This window comes from Hahella sp. HN01, from assembly GCF_018986435.1.
Classification (GTDB): Bacteria; Pseudomonadota; Gammaproteobacteria; order Pseudomonadales; family Oleiphilaceae; genus Hahella.
In genome coordinates this window covers 117,457-143,308 of record NZ_JAHMIN010000013.1, presented here as the reverse complement: position 1 = coordinate 143,308, position 25,852 = coordinate 117,457, and the positions used below count along the sequence as shown (strand labels likewise).

22 protein-coding genes and 2 tRNA genes are annotated in these 25,852 nt (G+C 52.6%); 10 read left to right on the top strand and 14 right to left on the bottom strand.

What is annotated here, in order from left to right; all coding sequences use genetic code 11:
• Positions 1–44: 44 nt before the first annotated feature.
• The 3 genes from KP814_RS14580 to KP814_RS14570 form a co-directional block, all read right to left on the bottom strand.
• Positions 45–482 carry an SMI1/KNR4 family protein gene (locus KP814_RS14580; RefSeq protein ID WP_216737446.1) on the bottom strand — a complete coding sequence of 146 codons (438 nt, stop codon included), beginning with the start codon at positions 480–482 and terminating at the stop codon, positions 45–47.
• Between the two features lie 94 nt (positions 483–576).
• Positions 577–1,065, bottom strand: a complete 489-nt coding sequence (locus KP814_RS14575) for a hypothetical protein (RefSeq protein ID WP_216737445.1) — start codon at positions 1,063–1,065, stop codon at positions 577–579.
• Positions 1,066–1,073: 8 nt separating this feature from the next.
• Positions 1,074–1,961 carry a hypothetical protein gene (locus KP814_RS14570; RefSeq protein WP_216737444.1) on the bottom strand — a complete coding sequence of 296 codons (888 nt, stop codon included), beginning with the start codon at positions 1,959–1,961 and terminating at the stop codon, positions 1,074–1,076.
• Positions 1,962–2,242: 281 nt separating this feature from the next.
• On the opposite strand from KP814_RS14570, the gene KP814_RS14565 reads away from it, so the two are divergent.
• Together KP814_RS14565 and KP814_RS14560 are read left to right on the top strand one after the other, a co-directional pair.
• Complete coding sequence (locus tag KP814_RS14565; RefSeq protein WP_216737443.1) at positions 2,243–2,608, top strand: cupin domain-containing protein; 366 nt, start codon at positions 2,243–2,245, stop codon at positions 2,606–2,608.
• A complete protein-coding gene (locus tag KP814_RS14560; RefSeq protein ID WP_253938383.1) occupies positions 2,595–3,551 on the top strand; it encodes a DUF2971 domain-containing protein in 957 nt (318 codons plus the stop codon). Before KP814_RS14565 ends, KP814_RS14560 begins: the two co-directional genes overlap by 14 nt.
• 12 nt (positions 3,552–3,563) lie before the next feature.
• Here the strand turns inward: KP814_RS14560 and KP814_RS14555 are convergent, their stop codons facing one another.
• The 3 genes from KP814_RS14555 to KP814_RS14545 all read right to left on the bottom strand — a co-directional run bounded on the left by KP814_RS14555 (position 3,564) and on the right by KP814_RS14545 (position 7,240).
• Entirely contained in the window at positions 3,564–3,971 is a 408-nt protein-coding gene (locus KP814_RS14555) for a hypothetical protein (protein WP_216737442.1), read from the bottom strand.
• Between the two features lie 43 nt (positions 3,972–4,014).
• Entirely contained in the window at positions 4,015–4,665 is a 651-nt protein-coding gene (locus KP814_RS14550; RefSeq protein ID WP_216737441.1) for a hypothetical protein, read from the bottom strand.
• 145 nt (positions 4,666–4,810) lie between these two features.
• Positions 4,811–7,240: an acyl-CoA dehydrogenase gene (locus tag KP814_RS14545; protein ID WP_216737440.1), complete on the bottom strand. Its 2,430-nt coding sequence runs from the start codon at positions 7,238–7,240 to the stop codon at positions 4,811–4,813.
• 321 nt (positions 7,241–7,561) lie between these two features.
• Between KP814_RS14545 and KP814_RS14540 the strand changes: the two genes are divergently transcribed.
• Positions 7,562–8,353 carry an alpha/beta fold hydrolase gene (locus KP814_RS14540; RefSeq protein ID WP_216737439.1) on the top strand — a complete coding sequence of 264 codons (792 nt, stop codon included), beginning with the start codon at positions 7,562–7,564 and terminating at the stop codon, positions 8,351–8,353.
• Between the two features lie 85 nt (positions 8,354–8,438).
• Here KP814_RS14540 and KP814_RS14535 read toward each other — a convergent pair whose 3' ends face one another.
• A complete protein-coding gene (locus KP814_RS14535; RefSeq protein WP_216737438.1) occupies positions 8,439–9,662 on the bottom strand; it encodes an RICIN domain-containing protein in 1,224 nt (407 codons plus the stop codon).
• Positions 9,663–10,125: 463 nt separating this feature from the next.
• Here KP814_RS14535 and KP814_RS14530 point away from each other — a divergent pair, with 463 nt between their 5' ends.
• Entirely contained in the window at positions 10,126–10,809 is a 684-nt protein-coding gene (locus KP814_RS14530) for a hypothetical protein (RefSeq protein ID WP_216737437.1), read from the top strand.
• Between the two features lie 106 nt (positions 10,810–10,915).
• Here KP814_RS14530 and KP814_RS14525 read toward each other — a convergent pair whose 3' ends face one another.
• From KP814_RS14525 to KP814_RS14505, 5 genes are all read right to left on the bottom strand, one after another.
• A complete protein-coding gene (locus KP814_RS14525; protein ID WP_253938382.1) occupies positions 10,916–12,367 on the bottom strand; it encodes an RICIN domain-containing protein in 1,452 nt (483 codons plus the stop codon).
• Between the two features lie 104 nt (positions 12,368–12,471).
• Entirely contained in the window at positions 12,472–13,296 is an 825-nt protein-coding gene (locus tag KP814_RS14520; RefSeq protein ID WP_216737435.1) for a hypothetical protein, read from the bottom strand.
• 375 nt (positions 13,297–13,671) lie between these two features.
• Positions 13,672–14,628, bottom strand: a complete 957-nt coding sequence (locus KP814_RS14515) for a cation diffusion facilitator family transporter (protein ID WP_216737434.1) — start codon at positions 14,626–14,628, stop codon at positions 13,672–13,674.
• A 224-nt stretch (positions 14,629–14,852) separates the two neighbouring features.
• A tRNA-Glu gene (locus tag KP814_RS14510) sits at positions 14,853–14,928 on the bottom strand.
• A gap of 413 nt (positions 14,929–15,341) precedes the next feature.
• A tRNA-Glu gene (locus KP814_RS14505) sits at positions 15,342–15,417 on the bottom strand.
• A gap of 248 nt (positions 15,418–15,665) precedes the next feature.
• Between KP814_RS14505 and KP814_RS14500 the strand changes: the two genes are divergently transcribed.
• On the top strand, positions 15,666–16,877 hold the full coding sequence (locus KP814_RS14500; RefSeq protein WP_216737433.1) for an EAL and HDOD domain-containing protein: 1,212 nt from the start codon (positions 15,666–15,668) through the stop codon (positions 16,875–16,877).
• 87 nt (positions 16,878–16,964) lie between these two features.
• Positions 16,965–17,747 (top strand): TatD family hydrolase, encoded by a 783-nt coding sequence (locus KP814_RS14495; protein WP_216737432.1) that lies wholly within the window; start codon positions 16,965–16,967, stop codon positions 17,745–17,747.
• 47 nt (positions 17,748–17,794) lie between these two features.
• Here the strand turns inward: KP814_RS14495 and KP814_RS14490 are convergent, their stop codons facing one another.
• Positions 17,795–18,172, bottom strand: a complete 378-nt coding sequence (locus tag KP814_RS14490; RefSeq protein WP_216737431.1) for a hypothetical protein — start codon at positions 18,170–18,172, stop codon at positions 17,795–17,797.
• A 231-nt stretch (positions 18,173–18,403) separates the two neighbouring features.
• On the opposite strand from KP814_RS14490, the gene KP814_RS32810 reads away from it, so the two are divergent.
• The 4 genes from KP814_RS32810 (at position 18,404) to pta (ending at position 24,340) form a co-directional block, all read left to right on the top strand.
• Entirely contained in the window at positions 18,404–18,811 is a 408-nt protein-coding gene (locus KP814_RS32810; protein WP_253938381.1) for a hypothetical protein, read from the top strand.
• A gap of 35 nt (positions 18,812–18,846) precedes the next feature.
• Positions 18,847–20,823: a bifunctional diguanylate cyclase/phosphodiesterase gene (locus tag KP814_RS14485; protein ID WP_253938380.1), complete on the top strand. Its 1,977-nt coding sequence runs from the start codon at positions 18,847–18,849 to the stop codon at positions 20,821–20,823.
• Positions 20,824–20,929: 106 nt separating this feature from the next.
• Complete coding sequence (locus tag KP814_RS14480; protein ID WP_216737430.1) at positions 20,930–22,132, top strand: acetate/propionate family kinase; 1,203 nt, start codon at positions 20,930–20,932, stop codon at positions 22,130–22,132.
• Between the two features lie 60 nt (positions 22,133–22,192).
• The gene (pta, locus tag KP814_RS14475) at positions 22,193–24,340 is read left to right on the top strand and encodes a phosphate acetyltransferase (protein ID WP_216737429.1); all 2,148 of its coding nucleotides are present in this window, start codon (positions 22,193–22,195) and stop codon (positions 24,338–24,340) included.
• Positions 24,341–24,385: 45 nt separating this feature from the next.
• Here the strand turns inward: pta and der are convergent, their stop codons facing one another.
• Positions 24,386–25,804 carry a ribosome biogenesis GTPase Der gene (der, locus tag KP814_RS14470; protein WP_127972084.1) on the bottom strand — a complete coding sequence of 473 codons (1,419 nt, stop codon included), beginning with the start codon at positions 25,802–25,804 and terminating at the stop codon, positions 24,386–24,388.
• Positions 25,805–25,852 lie beyond the last annotated feature (48 nt).

Genomic DNA, 25,852 nt, shown 5'->3' with positions numbered 1-25,852 from the left:
AAAAGAGGTACAAGAGGCCAACGCCAAGTTGGCCTTGTCCCGCTTTAATTGGTGAGAGCGACTTTACTCAAGTACTCAAATAGATTCGTGTAGCCGCTGCTTTGCCAGCACTCTTGCGCATGATCCCAGAAACACAGCTCTGACTGACATACGCCGTCCCGCACATCAAAACCGAAGAAGTCCCCATTACTGTTCTCTGAAATCAACACGCGGCCTGCGCGAAGATGGGCGAATTCAGCATTGATATCAATCAGATTCCACTCACTGCCTTCCTCCAGGGAAAAGACATTGCCGAAAGCGAAATAGCCGCCGCCATACTGCAGCAAAAAGTCTTTGTACTCCTGCGGTAACCGGGCTTCCAGCATTTGCTCGGCGCGAATAAGACTATCCTGATCCGGCGCGTCGTCCGGCTCAAAATCAAACCAAAAAGGATGCGCGCTTTTCGCCTCACAAACACACTTTTTAAAGTCTTCAAAATTCATTGTTTTTATTCCTTTGAAGTCATGAAAAGAATGCCGCTGATAATATCTCAGCCTTCACGGCAAAGCACCTGGTCCTGGATAACGCCCTTACGGCTCAGCCTCCGCTGACTTTCGGCTCGCTATTGAAGTCGTAGGGACACTCGCACTGTGCCGAGACATTACAGTTGATAACCATCTTGTTAAAACAAAACAGCAGCGCCATGCCGGTATCCGTCTCGACTTTCAATGAACTCGGTTGTTTATTGAAGCCTTCGCTAAACTCCACAGCAGTGAAAGTTGTCCCCAAGTCTTCTGGAGCAAAAAAGTACGGAGACATCAAGAATCCTTCAGGGAACTGCTTCTGGCAAGACGTGTAAGCTAAGTACTCGCGGGCGCGCTCAAGAGCGGCCACCTGATTGAGCGTCTGCAAAACGGGCAAATTGCTGGAATCCGGCACTGCAACTTCAGCGCAGTTAATCGCTATTGGCAGAGAAAGCTTCTGCTCATTATTTGACATTGAGACTTCGTTGTTACAAGCATGAAGGGAAACAACACATAATAACGCACAAAATTGAGTCGCTGCTTTTCTAATCAATTCTTTCATATCTTTAGTTAGTAACTTTTTGAAGCTATGCGTTTTAAAAACAACTCTACGGTCCAACCAGAAATATTAAAATATGCTTCCCACCAAGTGGGTGAACCTATGTCAATCCCAAAAATTGAAAACTTAGCCCCAAATTCCGGCTCAGAAGTCACAGTAACCACATCTTGCCGATATTTTGGTTTCGATGCTGCATAAGCTAGTGCAACATTCATAACTTCGTTGGTCAAGTATGTATGAATTCCCGTCTTATCAGCATTAATTTTGCGACGAAACTGACTATAACGACTCGTGTAATAACCACCCATATAATACCTTGAAAATGCTCCGTAAATCGACTCACCTGTCTTTATATCAATCGCGTATGCATCCGCATTTCCCGCCATATCTGCATCACTAATAAAACCATTAGGTCCATCATAGAAGCGGACAAGCTCAATTATATTCTTTATTCTAGCGACATTATAAAAACTACCTGAAGCACCATGTAAATATTCGACCACCACGCTCCCTAAATCCCCCACGAAGGTGACAGCCTCCTTGTTCGAACTCATTTTTATCAGATGGGCCAACGCAATCACTGAAAAATGATTATCCGCATCCAAGCCACAAAACACATGCCCCATGTCAACAGGCTTTCCACCCACAGAAACCTCTTTGTGCATAGCAACATATTGCCTTTCGGCTGCTAGTCTACTCCATATGGCAGGACTGGCATTGGCGCCAGGAATCAGGATATTCCATGTTCCACCACCGATGGCGCTCCCTGCATAATTTTTGGAAGCGGTCGTAGAATCGTAGTAAATTTTCCGAAATGCGGTAATTATTTGAGCAGTGTTATAACCTGAGCTTTTGGCCGCATCCTCAAGCGTATGTATACGTTTCAAATACTCTTTCACTTAGCTATCCCTATATAAAGGCTTGAACCACCTTCAAATACCAAATGCGTAATGAATATTTTAAATCATCCATTAGCACTAGTGCACTTTCAACCTATACGAGATTCATGGCGAATTTCATATCTAACTCCTTCCAAGAGTGGTCCCTGCTATTGTGCTAGCTACCTGCAATCTATTGAGTCGACTACGTCGTATTGACATTTTTCACCAAAGGCATTTGACCGCACTCTCACATCGACTTAGATTGAAAGATTGTATGACTGTACTCAAGCGTGTGAAAAATGAACCATACCGCCATCAATTTAAAAGAAAAATTCTCCAAGTTCAGTGAACGCTGGTCGCCGCGGGTGATTGCGGAGATGAATGACTATCAATTCAAGGTAGTTAAGATCCAGGGTGAGTTTGTGTGGCATCGCCATGAAGACACGGATGAGGTGTTTATGGTGATCGAAGGTGAGATGTGCATTGAATTTCGAGATGGAAAAGTGAAACTGGAGGCGGGAGAAATGTTTGTCGTACCGGCGGGCGTGGAGCATAAGCCTTTCGCAGAGAATGAGTGTCGGGCCATGCTGATTGAGCCCAGAGGCGTGGCGAATACCGGCGACGCTGGCGGAGAGCGAACGGCGGAGGATAATGTCTGGGTTTGACCCGGACACCGTCCCCACGTATTCCACTGCAACGAAAACAAAGACCGAAGCGAGCGCCATGATTCAGGACATCACCGCCAAGTTGTACTCAGACATACCCGTCGACACGCTGTACCACTACACCACGTTCTCCGGCCTGCTGGGCATAGTGGAAAGCGGTAATCTGTGGGCCAGCGATATTCGCTATATGAACGACTCCGCCGAGTTGAAGCATACCGCCGACTTAATCAGCGCCGAAGTAGATCGCCGCATCGCCGACAGTCATCCCAAACCCGGCCTGTTGCACCAGTTCCGGGACTGGATCGCTCATCGCATCACTAACGGACATATGCTGTTCGGGGCTTCGTTTCGCTCCAACGGCAATCTGCTGAGCCAGTGGCGCGGCTATAGCTCCATGGGCAAAGGCGTCAGCGTGGGCTTTCCCGCCGCGCATATTCTGGAGTGCGCCAGTCAGCAATCGTTTCAAGTAGGCAAGTGCATTTACAGCCACCAGGAGCAAACGACTCTCATTCGCCAGGTGATGGATGTGGTGGAGGCGCTGGCTGAGCAACACGGCGAACATGCAGGCCCCACACATTTTCCGCCATCGCAGTCTTACCATGGCGTGTTTGAGATGATCGAATCAGACCTGTTGCGCATCGCCGCGATATTAAAACACCCTTCCTTTCAGGAAGAGGAGGAATGGCGCATTGTCTCCCCCGGCGTGACGGACTACCTGAACTCGCCAGTGAAGTTTCGGGAAGGCGCTTCCATGCTGGTGCCCTACTTCGAGTTCAACCTGACCACCCGCAGCAACGACAACCACTACCTCGAACACATTTATCTTGGGCCGACGCCCAACATCAACCTGTCCATGAACTCACTCAATATGTTCCTGACCAAACACCGCCTGAGCCCAAAACACGGCATCACCTACTGCCAGATCCCCTATCGGCAACGGTGATTGGTCGCGCATTTAGTACTGCACGCACGTAAACAGCAGCATACTGTCGTATAAGTAGCTGTTTTGGGGATAGGTTATCAACTCAATTCGGGCCCGTTTTTCATCAGAATTAAGCGCACTGGGAGAGCGCACTATCAAGCCCGTAGGCAAATGCAGTTCCGTATAGAAACTACGCTGCGTCTTCCCATTGCTATTTACTGTAGCGGCGGACACCAGCCAGAACTCATAACCGGCTTCACTATGAAGTTTAACGTGGCCATTCTGGGTTCCTTGCACGCCATCGAGCACCGCCTCCTTGCTGAACACGTTGCCATCATTAAACCCTTTGATATTTTCTGCTGTCGCTGAGCACAAGATGTCTCCCCTCGCTACGAAAGACATTGCGATTAACGCTAAAGCCCCTAGATATCTGAACCACATGCTGAAATATCCTTCTTGAGTACAAATTTTGATGGACACACGGTCAAACAAACCTCTCAGCAATCGCAAGCGCATTCTCACGGTTTTTGCGATCAAGTTTGAGTAGCGTCGTCAGGTAGTCTCTGTGTGGTTGTTCTCGGCAGAGCGTTGGCAACATTTCCAGCAGGTCTTTTCTGGTCAGTTCTGCGCCATTGTACTGAGGTGTGGATGCGTCGAAGTTGGAGGCTTCGATATCGTCGAATACGGTCACTTCCAGTGGGTCCGCCAGGGTGACGGAGAGTTGCGGCAATCTTTCTTTGCGCAGCTTTGCGGCGACCAAGTGTAGGGCGCTATAGATGATGAACTCATTCATTTCTCCCTGGTCGTCGCTGACGTCGTCTTCCTCTTCAAATGGCGTCCAGTCAATCAGCTCGTAGCGGATCATGTCCAATAGTTTGTCACCGCGGGATCTGTCCTTATTCAGGTATTCCGCTGCGTTGGCCAGATAGCCGCGAACGGACGTGTGCTCTGCGATAGCCTCCCCGCAGGCGAAGTTCAGATACCAACTCTCCTGTTCTTGACCTATCGCAATCCAGTCAAGTCTGTCAGGTTCGCTCCATAAGCTTCTCATGCTTTCTTTGACGGGAAGCGAATTGGAGAATGCATCGCTGTATAACGCGTACATGGCGTCGAGGATATCTTCGTAGGTTTTCACACTCGTCTCTCTGTTGCGTTGAAGGAACACGGTATTCATAACAAACGCAGAGCGACTATCCAAGGAAATAACGTTCAAGACATAGCGGAAGCCTGAGAAAAGCCGGCGCAAGGTACGCCGGCCTGGGACCTGGTATGGAGAAAGGTTAGTCGGATTGCGTTACGGGCAGTTCGTGAGGGTCAAAATGGTCGACCTGAATGGCGTCGTCCACCGCTTCCTCCGCTTCGCGATATCGCTCCGCCTCGTCTGTAGTGAGAATTTTCTTGTTCACCGCCGCCTCCAGCATGGCGTATAAATCGTTATCCGGGATATCTCCGGCTTTAATCGCCTTCTTGATGCGTTTCTCCAGGTTGGCCACACCGACTTTCTTCAGGAAGGCGTTTTCGATTCGACCTACCGGATCATCCGGACGGGTATTACGGTAGACGCCGTCCACCAATCTGTCGCGCGCTTCAGAGGGTTGTAGCAACATCTCCGCAATCTCACGGCAAATAGCGTCGTCAGCGCGCTCGAAGTGGCGTCCCAAAGGAAACACCAGCGGTCTCAACAGCAGACCCAGCGCCTTCACCGGATAGTTGCGCAGCACTTCATGCAACGCATTCTGAATTTCATATTGGCAGTAGCGCATCGCCCAGTGCATCAGCGGAGCATCCGATTTAGGACAGCCATCATCATGAAAACGCTTCAAGACACTTGAGCCCAGATAGAGGTAGCTTAGACAGTCGCCCAGACGCCCTGAAATCATCTCGCGCCGCTTCAGTTCTCCCCCCAGGGAAGCCAGCGTCACGTCGCTGACCAGACCAAACGCCGCCGCCAGACGCGTCATATCACGGAAATAGGGTCTGGTTTCCCTCGCCGATTCAGGCGCTGATGCAACCGTGCCGCCAGTAAAAGCCAGCACCAAAGATCGCGCCGTGAGCTGCATGTTGCGCCGCACATGCTTGAAGAAGAGATGATCAAAGTCATCCAATGCTTTTTCTTTGTTCGGATTCTGCGCCGCTTCCATTTCCTGCAACAGATAAGGGTGCGCTCGAATGGCGCCCTGCCCGAAGATCATCAGACTGCGCGTCAGGATATTGGCGCCCTCCACCGTGATACTGATGGGAATCGCCTGATACACCCGCGCGATGTAGTTGCGCGGCCCCTTGATAACGCCCCGTCCGGCGTGCACGTCCATCGCCGCGCCGACCACAGCGCGCATTTTTTCAGTGTTGTGATATTTCAAGATGGCAGAAGGCACCGCAGGTTTTTCGTGATTATCCAGTAACCCCGCCGTCATCACTCTGGCGCTATCCATTAAATAAGTCAGCCCGCCAATTCGCGCCAAGGCTTCCTGAACGCCCTCGAAGTACCCGACCGGCAGGTTGAACTGCTCACGAATACGGGCATAGGCGCCGCTGGTGAGGCTGGACAGTTTGCCAGCCCCGGCGCTCAATGCCGGCAACGAAATAGCGCGTCCCACGGAGAGACAGTTCATCAACATCGCCCAGCCTTTACCGATGTATTTCTCGCCGCCGATCAGAAAGTCCATGGGAATAAAGACATCTTCGCCCCAGGTCGGCCCATTCATAAACACGGTGTTCAGGGGCAAGTGGCGCGCGCCGGTTTTTACGCCCGGAGTGCTGGTGGGAATCAGAGCGCAGGAAACACCCCGCTCGACTTCGTCGCCAATCAGATGGTCCGGGTCATACACTTTAAACGCCAATCCCAACACAGTGGCTACCGGCGCCAAAGTGATGTATCGCTTGTTCCAGGTCAGACGCAGACCAATGACTTCCTTACCTTCCCACTCGCCTTTGCAGACAATGCCTTTGTCGGTGATAGCGCCGGCATCTGAACCCGCCTTGGGCGCCGTCAGCGCAAAGCAGGGAATTTCTTCACCTTTGGCCAGACGGGGCAAGTAATAATCCTTCTGCTCCTCTGTGCCGTAATGCAGCAGAAGCTCGCCAGGACCCAACGAGTTGGGCACCATGACCGTCACTGCGCCAGTGATGCTGCGGGTAGCGACTTTCATCACCGCAGTAGAATGCGCCAGCGCGGATAGCTCCAGCCCGCCATACTTTTTGGGAATGATCATCCCAAAGAAGCCATTTTCCTTGATGAATTTCCAAGTCGACGGACTCAGATCATAGCGTTGGTGCGTGATCTCCCAGTCGTTAAGCATTTCGCACAACTGCTCCACCGGTCCGTCGATAAAGGCTTTGTCTTCTTTGGTCAGGGTAGGTTTGCTCATCGCGAGCAGCTTGTTCCAGTCGGGCATGCCGGTGAACAAGTCGCCGTCCCAACTAACGGTGCCCGCTTCGATGGCTTCTTTCTCGGTATCGGAAATCCCCGGCAGCGTCTTGCCCACCCAGGCGAGAATCGGCGCAGTGACGCAGCGCCGTCGTATCGAAGAGGAGTTAAGCAGCACCGCCGCCGCGATAAACAGCCCCCAGACGACCAACAAACCGGCGAAGCCCGGATCGGTGAACGAGAAAGCCAGAGCGGCGATAGTGAAAAGGACTGTCCAGGACAACGCGCCAGCGCCGAAATAAGCCAACGCCAACGCCGCCAATAACAGAAGCAAAACGGTCATGTTCTCCTCCTTGGGGTTTTGCGAACTCAACCAAGGACTGAACGCCGGCGGGATGGGTTATATATCCGCCATGGGAACGATGTTTATGCCGTTCATAGCGCGTTCAACCGCGTCCTCTAATCTGGAAATAATCCGGAAATTCATTTAAAAACCTGCACTTCCGAATAAATCCTATGTATTAATTACCGTAACACGTAATACTCGGGAGATAATGTTTTAACTATCAATATTTCCTTACAGATAGGTAATATACGCGGAATTTTCATGGATAGAACCCGAGATTGAATAAATATAAAACATTGTGGAAATTGCGAGGTCACTATGCAGTCTTTGACTGGATACAAGGTTGGCGGTGAAGGCCAGCCTATATTGCTCCTGCACAGCTCAATGAGCTCCAAAGCTCAATGGAAAATGCTCACCAGCCAACTGCAGGAAAACTACCGCACCCTGGCGGTGGATCTATGGGGATACGGCGAAGCCCCCTACCCGGCCCATCTGGCGGAGCGCTTCCGCCTGCAGGACGAAGTGGATCGCGTCCTTGCTGTATTGGAGCAGGAGCAGCAGGACAACGCCCCGCTGCATGTAGTCGGCCACTCCTATGGCGCCGCCACTGCGTTGAGATTTGCGACGCAATACCCCGAACGCATTCTCAGCCTGACCATCTACGAGCCGGTCGCGTTTCATCTGCTTTCGCCCGAGGAGCCGGCATTTCTGGAGATTGTGGACGTCGTAAAAGGATTGGAGCGGACCCTCGCGCAAAACGACGAGATGTCGGCGACTCAGCAGTTTATTGATTACTGGTCCGGCCCGGGCGCATTCAAACGTTATCCTTCGGATATTCGTAACGCGCTAAGCGGACAAATTAGAAAAGTAGCGCTGGACTTCAAAGCGCTGATAGAAGAACCCACACGACTGCAAGATTACGCCAGCTTTCCATTCAACACCTATCTGATGGCGGGAGAGAAAAGCCCGCTGTCATCCCGGCGCATCAGTGAACGCATGAAGGAAAGTCTGCCCAACCTTGAATTCAAGCAGACGCCCTGGGGCCATATGGCGCCGATTACTCATGTGGCGGAAATCAACGATCTGATTCTGGCGCGCTTTCTGGACTAAGCGTTTATCAATCGGGTTGCTTTGCTTAAGACAAAAAAATCCCCGCATTCGCGGGGATTTTTTATAAGGCTTAGCCAGATGAAGCTTATTGGCCTGCGCTGGTAATAATCCAACGCTGGTTATTAGCGCCAACCCAATCCCACTGACGCAGTCTTGCGCCATTGTAGGTGCCGCCCGCAGCGTCTACGTCCAGCGCTTTGCCGCTGTGAACCGCGATCAGACGATAAGTTCCGTCGCTGTTCTTGAACGCCTGCCACTTCTGATTGTTGGAGTTGTTACAGGTCCACTGACCCGCATACGCGCCGTTATACTGGCTGGCGCCGAACAGATCGAGACACTTGCCGCTGTTCACAGATTTGATCTGATGAACGCCATTACCCAGGTGAATAAACTGCCAGCGCTGATTGTTGCCGCCGTGACAGCTCCACTGGATGACGGAAGCGCCATCACGACGATCGCCGCCGTAGACATCGGCGCACTTGCCGGAGTTTTTGGCTTTCATGGTGTAAATATTGGAGCCGCCATTGTTGTTGTCGCCGCCGTTATTATTGTCCCCACCATTGTTATCGCCGCCGTCGGGGTTGCCGCCGCCGACCTTTGTCGGCATGAAGCCCGCCATTTCGCTACGCACGTTATTGATAGCGCGTGCTGCGTCCGCTTCGTTGGAGTTGCCCGCCGCAACACCACAAGGCAAACCGTTGCATTGCAGGTTGGGGTTAGAGAATTTGGCGATTTTAGGAGCGTTGAACAGCCACTCATAAGTCATGATCGTGGCGAATACGCCATCAACGCCATGACCCAGGCCGTAACGATAGCGCGACCCGCTCTGGTCGCCCTGACGGCGGGAGTGGTTCAGGCCCATGGTGTGGCCGAGTTCGTGCGCCAACGTAGTGGGTCCGCAGCTGGGTCCAACCACGCCGTATGACCAGTTACGGTCGACAGCGACATAAGCCACGCCGCAAGAGCCGGTGCGATGCAATTGAGTCACATAGTCCGCACCCACTTCCTGACGCTTCTGGTTTACCCATGAGTCCACTCTCAGGTTGCCCAACACTTCCGTCATGTTTGAGCCAGTCTCTTCGTGGGCGTATGCGCCAACCAGGCGCAATTGCACGTCAATCTGGCTGTTGGTGTACATATTGTTCACCTGACTAACCCAGTTACGCACAGCGGTGTTTACATCGCCTTTGAAATAGCTTGAGGTATAAGAATCATACACCACCATCAGATCGACAGTGACGGCTTGGGAAGTGGATGCAGCCGTCGCGAGAACGCCAGCGGCCAGAATTTTTTTGAGGCTGTTTTTCATTTTTTATACCAACTTTCCTGCTCCATTTATGGGAGTTTCCCGATAACGAACTTCGTTATTATCCGGATAGGACTTCCGCAGCGTGGAAAACGGAAAATAGATCACAAACCAGAACTCGACGGAACGTCAACGGCGCAGAAAATCTATCATTTGAGCCTTTTATCCACCATCGCCTAAAGCAGCTAGTACTTAGAGCCTACGAATAATTCAAACTATTGATTAACAATGAAATAAATCACATAAACCTACATAGGCCTATTAATATTTACGTTATATAATAGTCAGTAAAATCGTTAAATTGAGGAGACAATCACAAATAATAAGTATTTGCCGTTTTTTTAGACAAAACGACGCGACTTAGACCCGATCGATAGTGATGCTTTTGAGTAAACGCTAACCAGACGCATCGACCTATAATGACAAGTACTGGTTGGTTAAAATATGGATAAAAGGCGTACTAACTATGTTCGAATTCTTTAAACGCAAAAGTACAAAGAAACAGCCGGAGAAAAAGAGTGAAGCCGAGCATGTCGATACCCGCTCTCTTGAACAGCCGGTATGGATCGAAGTAGGCGAAGGTAATCCATTTGACGCGCCTATTTTGGATATTCGCTGCATCACTTTAAAAATTATCGCCACTACCGCCGACAAATCCATCGCGGAAAACTATGTAGCCAGCCGTGCCGACGATGGCAGGCGGTACATTGACCAAGTTATCGAAGGCGGCAAAGAAATTCCTTGTGACATCCACTACCGACATGGCGGAGAACAGCTCGAAGGAATTGTGTCGAAAGCCGAGTCCATGGACGTGAAATGGGATATTTATGCTTTCGGCGAGTGGTTTTATTTCGTAAGGAGCTGGACCTCTGTTCTCATGTACAAGGTCCACTATCAGAACACCGGTTCAGAATTAGTACTCGATCGCATTGTGGCGGCGGATACAGATGATCCCAACCTGCTCAGGCAAAACATTCACTCCCTGATAATGGCCCACGCCCTGAACAGCCCCTGGCCTTACACTATTCCAGCAAGCTTAAAATCGGCCAGTGCGAGTGACATCGCCCTCATGTTGTTTTCTCAGTTTGGATGCAAAGCCACTCTTGCGACCTTCGCAAACTCGATGGACATCCAGCTAATTGGAAAGTAACTCCCATTTCGAACAATCAGATAAACGCACACTCCATAACGAAAATCCCCCAGCCGCCAGTCAAAGCGCGCCAGGGGATTTCTTCAATAACTTAATATCAAAACGCTTACTTCACGCGCTTCAGATACCAGCGTTGGTTGTCGCCGCCAACCCAGTCCCACTGATGGATAGCCATGCCGCTAGCCGTTGAGACTTCTTTAACATCAAACACTTTGCCGCTCACGCCAGACACCAGACGGAACGTGCCGTCGCCGTTGTCCACTGCTTTCCATTGCTGAGCTGCGCTGCCATTACAGGACCATTGTTGCACCGTGGCGCCGTTGCTTCTGCTTGAGTTGGAGACGTCCAGACATTTGCCGCTATGCGCCGCTTTGACTTCATAGTATCCATCTTTGATATGGGTGAAGTTCCAGCGCTGGTTGTTACCCTGGTGACAGCTCCACTGAATGACAGGCGTACCCGCTTCCTGCTTGCCGCCGTATACATCTGCGCACTTGCTGGAGTGTTTGGCCTGCAGCATGTATACGCCGTTATCAACTGGTTGAGCTCCGCTCTGACCGCCGCCGCTGCTTTTCTTGACGATAATCGAGGAAGTCGTGTCATTCACGCCGGATAGCGGGAAGCCGGATACATCTGAAGTATAAACGGTCTTTGCGCCGCCGAAGTTATCGTGCTGATACAGTTCCAAGACCATGCCGGAAGGCACGCGGGCTGAGGAAAGATCATCATTGCGAACGCCGCGGGAGGTCAAGTCGCTCAGGCGATACTGGCCTTCGCCCAACGCCGCGCTGTAACCCGCGTAGTTGTAATGCTGGAATACAGACACTTTGTCGCCGGAAGTGTTGCCGCCGTCAGTTTTAGTCGGTTTAAACGCAGCAATCTCATTACGCACATTGTTGATCGCCTGAGCCGCATCCGCCTCTTGCGCCTGACCGGCAGGAACGCCGCAGGGAAGCCCGTTGCACTGCACTCTCGGGTTGGAGAATTTGGCGACTTTCGGGGCGTTGAACAACCACTCATACGTCATAATGGTGCCGAAAGCGCCGTCAACGCCATGGCCGAGGCCGTAGCGATAACGCGATCCGCTTTGATCGCCCTGACGACGGGAGTGGTTAAGACCCATGGTGTGTCCGACTTCGTGAGCCAGTACTTGAGGCCCACAATCTGGACCTGTGACGCTGAACGCCCAATCCTTATGTACAGCGACGTATGCAACGCCGCAGGAACCGGTTTTATGTACTTGCGTAACGTAATCCGCGCCGACTTCCTCACGCTTCTGGATAACCCAGTTATCCACACGCAGGTTTCCAAGCACTTCTCCCATGCTGGAACCGCTTTCTTCGTGAGCGAAAGCGCCGACCAAACGCAGTTGCACGTCTACCTGGCTGTTTTGATACATGGCGTTAACTTGGTCCACCCAGCTACGAATGGCCGTTGCCGGTTCGCCGCCAAAGCGTCCTGCGGAATAGGCGTCGTACACCACCATAATATCCACTGTCACCGCCTGCGCGCCCAGGGGAGCAGCCGCCAGAGTCAAGCAGGACAACCATTTAGACATACTTCCGGTTAATTTCCTTTTCATCGTTATTACTCTCTCTGTCTGTTTTTTTTAGCCAGCCACTGTGCGACCTGGCCTCCTACCCCGGGCGATAACGCTTATCCTTATTGAGCGATAGGCCCGCCGGTGCTTTGATCCGGAGACGCCGTTCCTTCATCGGCTTTGTTCACATCCGCCAATTCGGGTACTTCAACGTGTAAATCTTCACCTTTGAATAAGGTGCCGCTGTTGACGATCCATCCTTTGTCGCCACGGGCCTCAACGACATACAGCCCTTCCGGGGTGGTGACGCCGCCATAGGTAAGATTTTCTCCGCGGGTAAAAGAAACCTGATTATCCTGTTCGAAATCCTTCAGATGTCCGTACCAGGTGACGTTGCCGTCGCCATGGGACTCCACCCGATCCACCACCATTTGATAAGTCGCGTTTTGCGGCAGCACAGGCACTTCCATCTCATCCCCTGGCATCAGGGACTCCAGCTTCATCGGGCTGAAGCGAATAAACTCCCGACCGTCGAAACGATCCGCATCGCTCAATTCGAGCTGGTCGGCGATACCGTCATCGCTCTTCCATGCAGAGGGCTCCCACATCGCACGTACGACTTCTTCCTGATCAAAAGCGCGACCATCGCGGCGTGCTTCAATTTCCGTCATGCGAAATTCAATGGAGGGATACTCTTCGTTGTTCATGGCGTAATCGGGGAGCTCCGGTTCGGAGTCCTTCGCTGCGCCAGGGGTTGATTTAGAGGCCGTCTGTTGTGGGGATTGAACTGATTGCGCGGGCGACGCTGCAGCGGAATTTTGAGCGCCGGCGGCGGCTTGTTGCTCCTGCGTCGTCGACGCGCTTTCCCCGCCTGGCATGAATTGGTATGTCACAGCGCATAAACCGCCGATTACCGCGCCCCAAACTAATAATTGTGTTTTTTTCATGGTCGATTGACTCCTGATCAGTGCGCACAGCCTGTAACCGAAATGACGACGCCTCCCCGTCGGGAGGCTTGCGGTACAGGACCAAAAACCTTTTAAATCAAAAATTTGCGACGCACGTCACATCCGCTTTTATGAAAGCGCTTTCATCTTATGATTCAAAGCGGGCAGATAACCAAAGTGAACGGGGGGATGCACTCGGAAATCTGCCGCAAGAACACATAACAACACTCGCGCAGTCGGGATGCCGTCGTGATACGGAAGAACTTATCACTGGTCTGAAAGGATGAATATCACCCAAATAAGCTAGGACTTGTAGGCGAACCTCTTTGGCCTAGACCTTACGAGTGAAAATAGAAAGGTGATTTCTGTGGGGAGTTACAGACTTCCAGGATGAGCCAAATGACAGGACGCTCCGTCCCCTCTTTCGACCTGGACGGTGCTATGGCCAATACGGAAGCGCTCGTTCAATTGAAGCGCCAATTCGCCGAGAAAGGCGTCATCCACAGATTGATTGGGAATAAGTAAATGAACGGTTAGCGCAACTTCCGTGGTGCTCATCGCCCAGATATGAAGATCGTGAATATCCGTCACGCCGGCATAGCTGCGCAAGAACGCCTCCACTTCATCAGGGTTGATATGAGAAGGCACTGTGTCCATGGCGAGATTGAGCGAATCCCGAAATAGCCCCCAGGTTCCAAACAGGATAATGGCGACAATGACCAGACTGATCACCGGATCAAGCCACAACCAGCCGGTAAACATGATAACGACTCCCGCCGCCGCCACGCCAAATGAAACGCCGGCATCCGCCGCCATGTGTAAAAAGGCGCCTTTGATATTGAGATCGTGCTTTTGACCACTCAGAAACATCAACGCAGTCGCGGTATTGATAACCACGCCAATGAGCGACACGACAATTACGGTCACGCCATCCACCCTGACAGGTTGATTGATTCGGTGGGCGGCCTCCCAGGCGATCGCTCCCAATGCCAGCAGTAAAAGAATCGCGCTCAACAGGGAAGCCAGAATCGTTCCTCGACGAAAACCGTAAGTACGTCGGGAGGTCGGCGTACGCGTCGCTAGATAAGAGGCGCCCCAGGCCAGAAGTAAACCCAGCACATCGCTTAAGTTGTGCCCTGCATCAGTGATCAGCGCCAATGAGTCGGCGATAAGTCCATAAATCACCTCCACCACGACAAACCCAAAATTCAGGGCCACACCCCAGGCAAAGGCTTTGTTATAGTTCGGGGCCGAGGACGGTCCGTGAAAATGGCCATGGTGATGCGCATGACCAGCGTGATGATCATGCTGATGAGAGCTTGAGTGCGACATATCCTTTCGCCTTGGCGTTGTAGAGAAACCCTGCAGCCAACATCAATTCGCAATGGGCTGACAAGATGACAGCGACTGAACCGGGATAATGCCATTCGACACAAGCAAATCCAACTACTTACCCTCACCAGGTATAAGCAGGCACGCTCTAGAAGAGGGGAATACAGATCTTTTGGAAAGGAAATAAAAAAGCCCCGCATCTTACGATGCAGAGCTTTTAAATATGGCGTCCCCTAGGGGATTCGAACCCCTGTTACCGCCGTGAAAGGGCGGTGTCCTAGGCCTCTAGACGAAGGGGACGGAACACCATATCGGTGAGATGGCGCGCATTCTATGGAAGCCGCTCACGCATGTCAAACACTAATCTTACTATTGTTTGCGGGCATGTGGATGCGAGCGCCTCTAAGCAGCTCGATAGGCAGCGAAGCGAAAGAGCCCATAACGAAAATGGGCTTAGCGTATGAATAAAAGCTGATAGGGATAGATACTTAAGGAATCTCTGAAAAACTACCTGCGTTGCCATTGCTGCGTCAAAAGTCGGCTCAAAATGCTCATTTATTCACAATAAACTGCGCTTTTTCGACGACTTTTTCCTTACACTGGCGGCCTCGCGAATGTTTTTCAGAGGATCCTTAACTTAATAAAGAGGATAGCGCGGACTTTTCGAAGGGCATAAAAAAGCCCCGCATCTTGCGATGCAGGGCTTTTAAATATGGCGTCCCCTAGGGGATTCGAACCCCTGTTACCGCCGTGAAAGGGCGGTGTCCTAGGCCTCTAGACGAAGGGGACGGAACACCATATCGGTGAGATGGCGCGCATTCTATGGAAGCCGCCCATACCTGTCAAACACTAATTTCTAATTTTTTCATGAGGGGGCGATTTTATTTCAATTTCCGACCATCCCACCTGCTCTTCTGTGCGAACAGTCTCCTATAGCAACGACAGTGGCGGGTAAATTTACGCAGCCGCAGCGGCATTTAGTCTACACTTCAAATAGGTTTCCCTGTTTTATGACGTACCCGCTTTGGGAGCGATGAATGACCGTTGAGCAGATTCTTCTGGCCCGCCAGCCAATTGTTAACGCAACAAAAGAGATAGTAGGTTATGAGCTGTTGTTTCGCTCAAACGAACAGCCGGCTCACTTCGACGGCAATGCGGCCACCTCTCAGGTTTTGCTCAACGCCTTTACAGAAATACCTATCGGAGAGGTAACCGGCGGAGCAAAAGCGTTTGTAAACTTCACCGAAACGCTTTTAATGCAGCCGCCCCCCTTCTCTAAAGAACTTCTGGTCATTGAAATACTAGAGACCATAGAGCTAACCGATGAGATCGTGACGGCGATCATCCGCCTCGGCAAGAATGGCTTCACCCTTGCTCTCGACGACTATGTCCCAGGCACCAAGTACGACGAACTCCTGCCGTACGTCTCTATCGTTAAGCTTGAAATTCCCGCCATTTCAAAGGACAGGTTGGAACAGACGGTCACGCATCTAAAGGGCCTGAACATCACCCTGCTGGCGGAAAAAGTGGAGACCCATGAGGAGTTTAAATACTGTCGTGACTTAGGGTGCGACCTGTTTCAGGGGTATTTCTTCAGCAAGCCGGAAATTGTCACCGGACGCAAACTGGCGCATAACCGAATGGCGGTGATGGAATTGATCGCCAAAGTGCAAAACCCGGCGCTGTCGATTGACCAAATCATCAAAACCATCACCAGCGATCCCTCTCTAAGCGTCAAGCTGCTGCAACTGGTGAACTCAGCCGCCTACCGGCGCCCGCGCACCATCGAATCCATTCATATGGCGGTCATGCTGCTGGGGATCAGCCGCATCAAGTCTTGGGCGACCTTATTGGCGCTGTCCAACATTGAGGACAAACCTAAAGCGCTGATCACCATCGCCTTGATCCGCGCCCGCATGTGTGAGCTTATTGCCCAGTCGATTGAACCCCAGGCCGCCGACCTTTATTTTACCGTCGGCCTGTTTTCCTGCCTGGAAGCTTTTTTTGACATGCCCATAGAAGAAATTCTGAACAAACTCCCTCTTTCCGAGAGAGTCAGTGATGCGCTGGTAAAAATGAAAGGAAAACCCGGGCTGGCGTTACACACCACCTTGCAATACGAGCGTTGCAAACTGGACACCATCCATTGGAACCTGCTGGAAAAAATGAATATTAATAGCGGAGAAATCAGCGCCACCTATCGCCAGGCGATTCTGTGGGCTAACGAGCAATCCGCTTTTAGAGCCTGACCCAGCTCCCTCCATCCTCTTCACACATGGAAAAATCCTGCTTCGACGCTTAATATGGGCGCTTTGATTTGAAGGATTTCATTAAGCATGTTTGATATCGGCGTCAACTTGACCAACGGCCGCTATAAAGGAAAGTTACAGCAATTGCTGGACGACAGCCGCGACCATGGGGTCGAGGGTATGATCGCCATTGGAACCAGCGTTAAAGAAAGCGTCGCCTCTGCAAAAATTGCCGAAGAACATCCTGGTTATGTCTTCGCCACTGCAGGCGTGCATCCTCACGACGCCAAAACGCTAGATCAGAAAGGCTTGGATACCTTGAAGTCGCTGCTCCAACAACCTCATGTCGTCGCCGTGGGTGAAATGGGGCTGGATTTCAATCGCAACTTTTCCACTCCCGAAGATCAGGAATGGGCGTTCACGGCTCAGCTAGAATTGAATCGCGAATTCCAGAAACCGCTTTATCTCCATGAAAGAGACGCCTACACGCGTCAAATGGAGATACTCAAAGCGCACAGGAATTGCTTCGAGCACGGCGTGACGCACTGTTTCACCGGAACCCGGGAGGCGCTATTTGGCTATCTCGATCTGGGGTTACACATTGGCGTCACAGGCTGGATATGCGACGAGCGTAGAGCGGGCGATCTGGTGAATTTAGTAAAAGAGGTTCCTCGCGATAGACTTCTCGTCGAAACGGACAGTCCGTTTCTTATGCCGAGAAGTATTAAACCGCGTCCGCGCAATAACACCAATTTCCCATGGTTTGTGCAGGAAGTGATTCGTATAGTGGCGCAGTATCGTGGTGAGACGGAAGAAGACGTGCGCAGCTACACCGCGGAAAACGCCCGCCGCCTGTTCCAAACGGGTTAAGCGGCGGCGAATTGTCCGCAATGCGGTTCCGCGTCAGCGGGAACTCGTCAGGATCGGATATCGATAACGGTGCCCAATGCCTCGTTAGCGGTCCGGTCAAACTGTCGAGTCGTCTGCGAAGCGCTTTCACGGGGAGGCGGTGATTGATCCTCTTCCGTTTCAGCCAAATTCGCCGTTGGTGCGGCGTTTTCAGCAGCGCCTTGAGTCCGTTCCGTCTCAGTCGAGGCGTTAACCTGTTGACTGTTCGCCAGACTCAATTCCCGGCCTTCCTGAGAAAGCTCCACCTCAACGGCGGGCGTCGTCTCCCGGGCCTGGGTTTGCGCATTGTCGACATTCTGACGGGTTTGCTCACGTTCTCGCGACCGACCTGCATCAAGTTGCTGCAAAGAACTGGTCGCCAAACTGTTTACAGTATTATCAGCCATAGAACGCACCTCCATTCCTAAGTATTGCACAAAGTGGTTATATTTTGAACAGAACAATTGCAACCTGAGTCAATAATCCAATTTTGCCTTGTTTGACGCTTTGCGCGAGGTGGAAAGCTGGGCTAAGTTTATAATGTTTAATATATTCCAATGCTGCCGGTCTGTTGCGCCATGAAAAGACTTTGAGCTGCTTTTTTACCTACATGAAAGAAAAAAGAGCACCCGCGAATAATGAGTAACCTGTTTCGCAAAGTCTGGAATTTTCGCGAGACCTCTCCGCTTTCTTTTCGCATGTTGGGCTACATCCTTGTATGTAGCTCCCTGTTTACGCTGTTCGCCACAGGCATCCAGGTTTATGCGGACTATCGGAAAGACGTTTCGCTGGTCGATCAGCGCATGAATCTGATCGAAACCAGTTACCAGTCCTCACTGGCGCGCAGCCTATGGTCTCTCGACCAGAAATTACTGCGCGTGCAAATGCAGGGCATATTGAACCTGCCCGACATCGTGCACCTGCATCTACAGATTTATCCGGACTCGGAAATCGAGATGGGCGAGATCCCTCCGCGGATTCCGACGATCAAGCAAAAATCAAGCTGCAGCACTCTTCCGACGATTTATATGAGCTGGGTGAACTGACCATCACCGCCAGCCTTGACGATATCTATCGCCAGTTGCGGCAGCGCATCTTCGTCATCATGACAACCCAGGCGTTTAAAACCTTTTTCATTTCCGTACTGATCCTATGGATATTTCAGTATCTAGTGACGCGCCATCTATCCAAAATGGCGAATTACGCCCGCGGCCTTAATATTCACCAGCTGGACACGCCCTTAGCCTTGGATCGTTCACAAAAGAGCGGCCAACCGCCGGATGAGCTGCAGCGTGTCACGGACGCCATCAACGAGATGCGCCTCACCTTGCTGAACGATATTGAGAAGCAAAAGCTGGACGCGGCGGAAATCCGTAAGTTGTCGTTGGCCATTGAGCAAAGCCCCTCCTCTGTATTGATCTGCGATAAGCGCTGGAAAATTACCTACGCCAACCAGAAATTCAGCCAGTTGACCGGCCACAATTTGAACTCGATTATCGGCAAGCACCCCAAAACTCTGACGCATATCAGCCCGGATGAGTCTCAGAATGAACAGCTCTGGCACAACATTGAGATTCAGGTTGAGCGCGCTGGCATGTGGCAGGGGGAAATGCACAGCACCCGTCATGGCGGCGAGAAGTTCTGGGAACAAGTAGTGATCACTCCCATTCGCGACACCGATGGCGAGTCGTCTCAGTACCTGATTCTGGGCGAGGACATCAGCGTACGTAAGCGCTATGAACAGCAATTACTGCGGCAAGCCAACTATGACCTGCTGACCGGCCTGCCAAATCGAATGTTGGCGCTGGATCGTCTCAAATTGGCGCTGGCGCAATCCCGCCGCGACAAATCGCAGGTGGGCCTGATGTTTCTGGACTTGGATAACTTCAAGCACATCAACGACACCCTCGGCCACGACAATGGCGACACCCTGCTGATTGAGGCCTCGCGCCGCATCGCTTCATCTCTGCGCGGCAACAGCACAGTAGCCCGTTTGGGTGGAGATGAGTTCCTGATCATTCTGCCGTCGCTGGAGTCGCCCGAAGATTCCGAGCTGGTCGCCGCTCGCATTCTGCAGGCGTTTTCCTCACCTTTCCTGCTCAACAATCAGGAAATATTCGTCAGCACCAGTATCGGCATCGCCATTTATCCAACGGACAGTGAAAACTCAAGCACCTTGCTGCAACAGGCTGACGCGGCCATGTATCAGGCCAAGCACAAAGGCAAAAGCGCCTACCACCGCTTCACCCCGGACCTTAACCAGCAATCCAGAGAACGCCTCAAGCTGGAGACGCAATTGCGTAAGGCCCTTGAGCAAGACGAATTGCTGCTGTATTACCAGCCGATTGTAGAAACCGCCAGCGGGCAGTTGGTCGGCGCAGAGGCGTTGATTCGTTGGGATAACCCCTTGCTGGGACTGGTGGCCCCAGACAAATTCATCCCACTGGCGGAAGAAACCGGGCTGATCACTTCCATCGGCGAATGGGTGCTGCATACCGCTTGTCGAGACGTGAAAAAGTGGCATGAGGATACCGGACTGAAACTGACGATCGCCGTCAACGTCTCGCCGCGTCAATTCCGCGATCTCAAATTTATCGATACCGTGCAGAAAGCGCTGGAGGTCAATGACCTGGCGGGCGAGTACCTGGAGCTGGAAATCACGGAAAGACTGTTGCTGGATGACTCAATAGAGACCTTTGAGATCTTGCACAAGCTGGACGCAATGGGCGTAAAACTGTCCGTGGACGACTTCGGCACCGGTTATTCCGCCCTCAGCTACCTGAAGAGCTACCCATTTGACTCCCTGAAAATTGACCGCTCCTTTGTCAAAGATGTCAACACCGAGGCGGAAGACGCGGCCCTGGTGACAGCGATCATCACCATGGCTCACAGCCTGGGCCTCAAAGTCATCGGCGAAGGCGTGGAAGATGCGGCGCAGATGCAGTTCCTGCGCTCCAAAGGCTGCGATTACGCACAGGGTTACTATTACAACCGACCTGTGGCGGAAAGCGACTTCTGCAACTGGATATCGGAAAACCGGCGCGCCTACGCCACCTAAACGCCCCTTGCGCTCACCGGCGCCAGTCGTCATCATGAGCCATACTTGAGGGGCGAATCATCGCCCCGGCTTTTAAGTCACCGGAAAACAAGCATCCAAGGCAGGCATGACAGGAAAACTTATTCTGGTGTTGAACAGTGGAAGTTCCTCACTCAAGTTCGCCATTATCGACCCCGAGCAAGACGCTCCCCTACTCACCGGCATCGCCGAACGTCTGGGCTCCGCCGAAGCCAATTTTCGCATGCGCTGGCGTCACGAAGAAGACAAGCGCCAACCTTGCCCCAACGCAGACCATGGCCGCGTCATAGACCAACTGTTCCAACATATGCATGAACATGATATCGACGCTAAGGACCTGACAGGCGTCGGACACCGAGTCGTGCATGGCGGCGAGACTTTTCGCGACTCAGCCATCATTGATGAGCAGGTCATCGCCCAGATTGAACAGTGCGCCAAGCTGGCGCCCTTGCACAACCCGGTAAACTTGCTGGGCATCAAGGCGATTGCGCAGAAGTATCCGAACCTAAATCAAGTCGCGGTATTCGACACGTCTTTTCATCAGACCCTGCCGGAGTACGCATACACTTACGCCCTCCCCTATGAGCTATATCGAGAGCACGGACTCAGGCGCTACGGATTTCACGGTTCCAGCCATCGTTTTGTCGCTGGGCGCGCCGCCGACCTGCTTGGCAAATCGCTGAACGATTGCAATTTTATCAGCGCCCACCTCGGTAATGGGTGTAGCGCCGCCGCCATTAAAGGCGGCGTCTCGGTCGACACCAGTATGGGGCTGACGCCCCTGGAAGGCTTGGTAATGGGTTCCCGCTGCGGCGATCTCGACCCCGGCCTGGTCCTGCATTTGACGCAGACGCTGAATTACACACCCGATCAGCTATCGCACCTGCTCAACAAGGAGAGTGGACTGCTTGGCGTCTCGGAAGTCAGCAATGATATGCGCGAGCTGCTGCGTCTCAGTGATGAAGGCCATCAGCAGGCAACCCTGGCGATCGATATTTTCTGCTATCGGCTGGCGAAAACGATCGCCGGCTACTATCTGGCGACAGCGCCGCTGGACGCCATTATTTTCACCGGGGGCATCGGCGAAAATGCAGCGCCCGTACGCGCCAAGGTATGCGCCTGGCTCAAGCCCCTGGGCGTCGACATGGATGACGAGGCGAACCACCGCCACGGAGAAGAAAGCCAGGGACGCATATCCAAGGACGACACGCTAAACATCATGGTCGTTCCCACCAACGAGGAACTTCTTATCGCCAGAGACACCCTGGCGTTGATTAGGCGCAACAAATAATTGCTGTTGACGTCATCGAACGTCGCCGTGTTTTCACCGCCCTAACCAAGAGGAATCATCGTGGCCAAAGTTCTCTTTATCGCCCCCGCCTCCATCGCGGTAGGCTTGACCTCCGTCTGCCTTGGCTTACTCAGGGCCTACGATAGCGTGGGGCTGCGCGTCGCGTTTTTCAAACCATTCGCACAACCCCGCGATAATCATCATGAAACGGATCGTTCAATTGTATTCACCCGGGAAAAAATGGGCTTAACAGTCCCTGATCCCATGCCATTACGCTACGCCCACAGTCTGATGAGCCAGCAGCAAACGCCTCTGCTGATGGAGCAAACCATCGCGCTATTTCACAAAGTGGATACAGAGGCCGACGTCGTCATCGTGGAAGGCGTCGCGCCTCCACCCGGCGACGATTACTCAGCCCGCCTGAATGTAGAAGTGGCGCGCAACCTCGACGCTGAAGTCATCCTGGTCGCCGCTCCTGATGGCATGCCTCCGCAAGATCTGGACGATCACCTGTCTCTTGCCGCCCGACTATTTGCGGACCCGTCGGACCCTGATGTAGTCGGTTGTGTGCTCAACAAGGTTCATGCCCCTCACGGCGACGAGCCGCCCTTTAGCGACGACGGAGATGAGGACGAGATTCCAACCGAAAGACATGATTATGGAAAAGAGTGCAACGTATTCCGGCAATCTCATTTCCGCCTCATCGCCAGCATTCCTTGGCGCACCGATCTGGTAGCGCCCAGGACCTCAGACATTGTTGAGGAGCTGGAAGCGGAGTATTTGAACGAAGGTAAATCCAGGCAACGCAGAGTGCTCCACACGACCGTGTGCGCCCGCACCATCCCCAATATGGTCAGCCGCCTGAAGCCTGGTGCCTTGATTATCACGCCAGGTGATCGTGAAGATATTTTCGTTACCAGTTGCGCCGCCGCCCTGACTGGCATCCCCCTGGCGGGCCTATTGCTGACCGGCGGCTTGAAACCGGACCCACGCACGCTGAAATTATGCCAGTCCGCACTGGATACCGGTCTTCCCGTGCTAAGCACCCGTAAGGACACCTACGTTACTGCCAGCATGGTGTCACGCATGGACACCGAAGTGCCCCTGGACGACCTGGAGCGTATCGAGTCCGTTATCGCCAGCGTGTCCGGCCATATTGACCCTGAATGGCTCAAGCAATCCGTCAGCCTGCCGCGCAAGCCTCGCATGTCGCCAGCGGCCTTTCGCTACCAGCTATCGAAACGAGCGAAGGAAGCCAACAAGACGATTATTCTTCCCGAAGGCAATGAACCGCGAACCATACAAGCCGCCACCATTTGTCATGAGCGCGGCATTGCGAAATGCATCTTGATAGGCAAGCGCCAGGAAATACTTGCCGTCGCCGAAGCTCAGGGCGTGCAATTGCCAGACGCCATTCAGATCATCGAGCCGGATCAAGTCAGAGAGAAATACATTTCGCCCATGGTGGAGCTGCGTAAGCACAAAGGATTGACGCCGCAAATGGCGGAGGCGCAACTGGAAGATAATGTCGTGCTGGCCACCATGATGCTGGCGCTTGGCGAAGTGGATGGATTAGTGTCCGGCGCCGTACATACCACCGCCAATACAGTGCGCCCGGCTCTACAACTTATCAAAGCCCGTAAGGGATGCCGTATTGTGTCTTCGGTCTTCTTTATGTGTCTGCCAGAACAAGTTCTTGTGTATGGCGATTGCGCCATAAACCCGGACCCAGATGCCGAGGAACTCGCCGACATCGCCCTCCAATGCGCTGATTCCGCCGTCCTATTCGGCATCGAACCCTGTGTGGCGATGCTCAGCTACAGCACTGGCGATTCAGGCACCGGCAGCGATGTTGATAAAGTTAGAGCCGCCGCAAAACTTGCCCACGAGAAACGTCCGGATCTACCTTTGGATGGCCCCCTGCAATATGACGCAGCAGCTATTGAGGACGTAGCCAAGACCAAAGCCCCGGACAGCAAAGTAGCGGGCAAGGCGACCGTATTCGTATTCCCTGATTTGAATACCGGCAACACCACTTACAAGGCAGTGCAGCGCAGCGCCAATGTCATCAGCATGGGCCCGATGCTACAGGGTTTAAAGAAGCCGGTTAATGATCTGTCTCGTGGGGCGCTGGTGGAGGATATCGTCTACACCATCGCGCTGACAGCAGTTCAGGCGACGCAAAACACAGAAGTAATGGAAAATTAAGAGACGTCGCCGGGACTCCGGCGACGCTTAACGCAAGAAACGATGTTAGCGGGATTTCTTGCGTTTCTGCTTATGCTTGAGCTTCTTAACGTGCTTCATCAAGCGCTCTTTTTTCTTCTGCTGACGTGGCGAAAGCTTGTTCTTTCTGCCTGCAAAGGGGTTCTCGCCGCTACGGAACTCAAAACGAATCGGCGTACCGACCACTTTTAGCACTTTGCGGAAAGTGTTCTCCAGATAACGCTTATAGCTGTTTGGCAGAGCGTCAGTCTGGTTGCCATGCACAATGATAAGCGGGGGATTCGAGCCGCCTTGGTGCGCATAACGCAACTTGATGCGACGTCCGTTGACCATTGGCGGCTGATGCTGGGAAACAGCGTCTTCCAACAGTGTGGTCAACTGGTTGGTGGACCACTTGGCCATAGCGCTGTCAAAGCACTCATGCACTGACTCGTACAAATGCCCAACGCCGGTGCCATGCAACGCGGAAATAAAGTGGATCTGCGCGTATTCCACAAACCCCATGCGTCGATCGATCTCACGACGCACGTTATCCTTGTCGTCCTGAGACATACCGTCCCACTTGTTGATCGCCAGAACCAAAGCGCGCCCGGCTTCAATGGCGAAACCAAGCAAATGCAAATCCTGGTCAACAATGCCTTCACGAGCGTCCAGGACCAGCATAACTACATGCGCGTCCTTGATCGCTTGCAAGGTCTTCACTATGGAGAATTTTTCCACCGCCTCGCTGACGTTCTTACGCCGACGCACCCCTGCTGTATCAATCAGGGTATAACGCTCGCCCAATCGCTCGTAGGGGATATAGACAGAGTCCCGGGTGGTGCCGGGCTGATCGAATACCACAACGCGATCTTCACCCAACAAACGGTTCACCAATGTTGATTTACCAACGTTGGGGCGACCGATAATGCCAATGCGGATACCTGAGTCATCTTCGCCTTCCAGCGACTCCTGCTCCGGAAACGGCTCTAACGCTTTTTCGAGCAATGAACGCACGCCGCGGTTATGTGAGGCAGCCGTGTACATGTACTCCTGAAAACCCATCGCGAAAAAGTCCGCCGCCGCCACTTCCGGCTGCATACCATCAATTTTGTTCACCACTAAAATGGTGGGCTTGCCACGTACGCGCAATTCTTTGGCGATCATTTCGTCTGCGGGCGTAACGCCTGCTTGCGCGTCCACCACAAACAGCACCACATCCGCCTCGTTCATGGCGGTGAATGACTGCCCCGCCATGGCGGCGTCTATGCCCTGCTCTTCCCCGGTAATCCCCCCGGTATCAACGACAATATAGTGTTTACCTTCCAACTCGCCTTCGCCGTATTTACGGTCGCGGGTCAGGCCCGGCAGGTCAGCGACGATCGCGTCGCGGCTGCGGGTCATGCGATTAAACAGCGTGGACTTGCCAACATTTGGCCGCCCCACGAGGGCGATTACCGGTTTCATGATCGCGGATATCTCTAAATAATACGGTTACAACTTATACAAGAAACG

Excerpts from the sequence above, each read along its gene's own strand:
- KP814_RS14580 (WP_216737446.1), bottom strand. The coding sequence starts at position 482 with ATGAATTTTGAAGACTTTAAAAAGTGTGTTTGTGAGGCGAAAAGCGCG.
- KP814_RS14575 (WP_216737445.1), bottom strand. The coding sequence starts at position 1,065 with ATGAAAGAATTGATTAGAAAAGCAGCGACTCAATTTTGTGCGTTATTA.
- KP814_RS14565 (WP_216737443.1), top strand. The coding sequence starts at position 2,243 with ATGAACCATACCGCCATCAATTTAAAAGAAAAATTCTCCAAGTTCAGT.
- KP814_RS14560 (WP_253938383.1), top strand. The coding sequence starts at position 2,595 with ATGTCTGGGTTTGACCCGGACACCGTCCCCACGTATTCCACTGCAACG.
- KP814_RS14555 (WP_216737442.1), bottom strand. The coding sequence starts at position 3,971 with ATGTGGTTCAGATATCTAGGGGCTTTAGCGTTAATCGCAATGTCTTTC.
- KP814_RS14545 (WP_216737440.1), bottom strand. The coding sequence starts at position 7,240 with ATGACCGTTTTGCTTCTGTTATTGGCGGCGTTGGCGTTGGCTTATTTC.
- KP814_RS14540 (WP_216737439.1), top strand. The coding sequence starts at position 7,562 with ATGCAGTCTTTGACTGGATACAAGGTTGGCGGTGAAGGCCAGCCTATA.
- KP814_RS14535 (WP_216737438.1), bottom strand. The coding sequence starts at position 9,662 with ATGAAAAACAGCCTCAAAAAAATTCTGGCCGCTGGCGTTCTCGCGACG.
- KP814_RS14530 (WP_216737437.1), top strand. The coding sequence starts at position 10,126 with ATGTTCGAATTCTTTAAACGCAAAAGTACAAAGAAACAGCCGGAGAAA.
- KP814_RS14525 (WP_253938382.1), bottom strand. The coding sequence starts at position 12,367 with ATGTCTAAATGGTTGTCCTGCTTGACTCTGGCGGCTGCTCCCCTGGGC.
- KP814_RS14520 (WP_216737435.1), bottom strand. The coding sequence starts at position 13,296 with ATGAAAAAAACACAATTATTAGTTTGGGGCGCGGTAATCGGCGGTTTA.
- KP814_RS14515 (WP_216737434.1), bottom strand. The coding sequence starts at position 14,628 with ATGTCGCACTCAAGCTCTCATCAGCATGATCATCACGCTGGTCATGCG.
- KP814_RS14500 (WP_216737433.1), top strand. The coding sequence starts at position 15,666 with ATGACCGTTGAGCAGATTCTTCTGGCCCGCCAGCCAATTGTTAACGCA.
- KP814_RS14495 (WP_216737432.1), top strand. The coding sequence starts at position 16,965 with ATGTTTGATATCGGCGTCAACTTGACCAACGGCCGCTATAAAGGAAAG.
- KP814_RS14490 (WP_216737431.1), bottom strand. The coding sequence starts at position 18,172 with ATGGCTGATAATACTGTAAACAGTTTGGCGACCAGTTCTTTGCAGCAA.
- KP814_RS32810 (WP_253938381.1), top strand. The coding sequence starts at position 18,404 with ATGAGTAACCTGTTTCGCAAAGTCTGGAATTTTCGCGAGACCTCTCCG.
- KP814_RS14480 (WP_216737430.1), top strand. The coding sequence starts at position 20,930 with ATGACAGGAAAACTTATTCTGGTGTTGAACAGTGGAAGTTCCTCACTC.
- der (WP_127972084.1), bottom strand. The coding sequence starts at position 25,804 with ATGAAACCGGTAATCGCCCTCGTGGGGCGGCCAAATGTTGGCAAGTCC.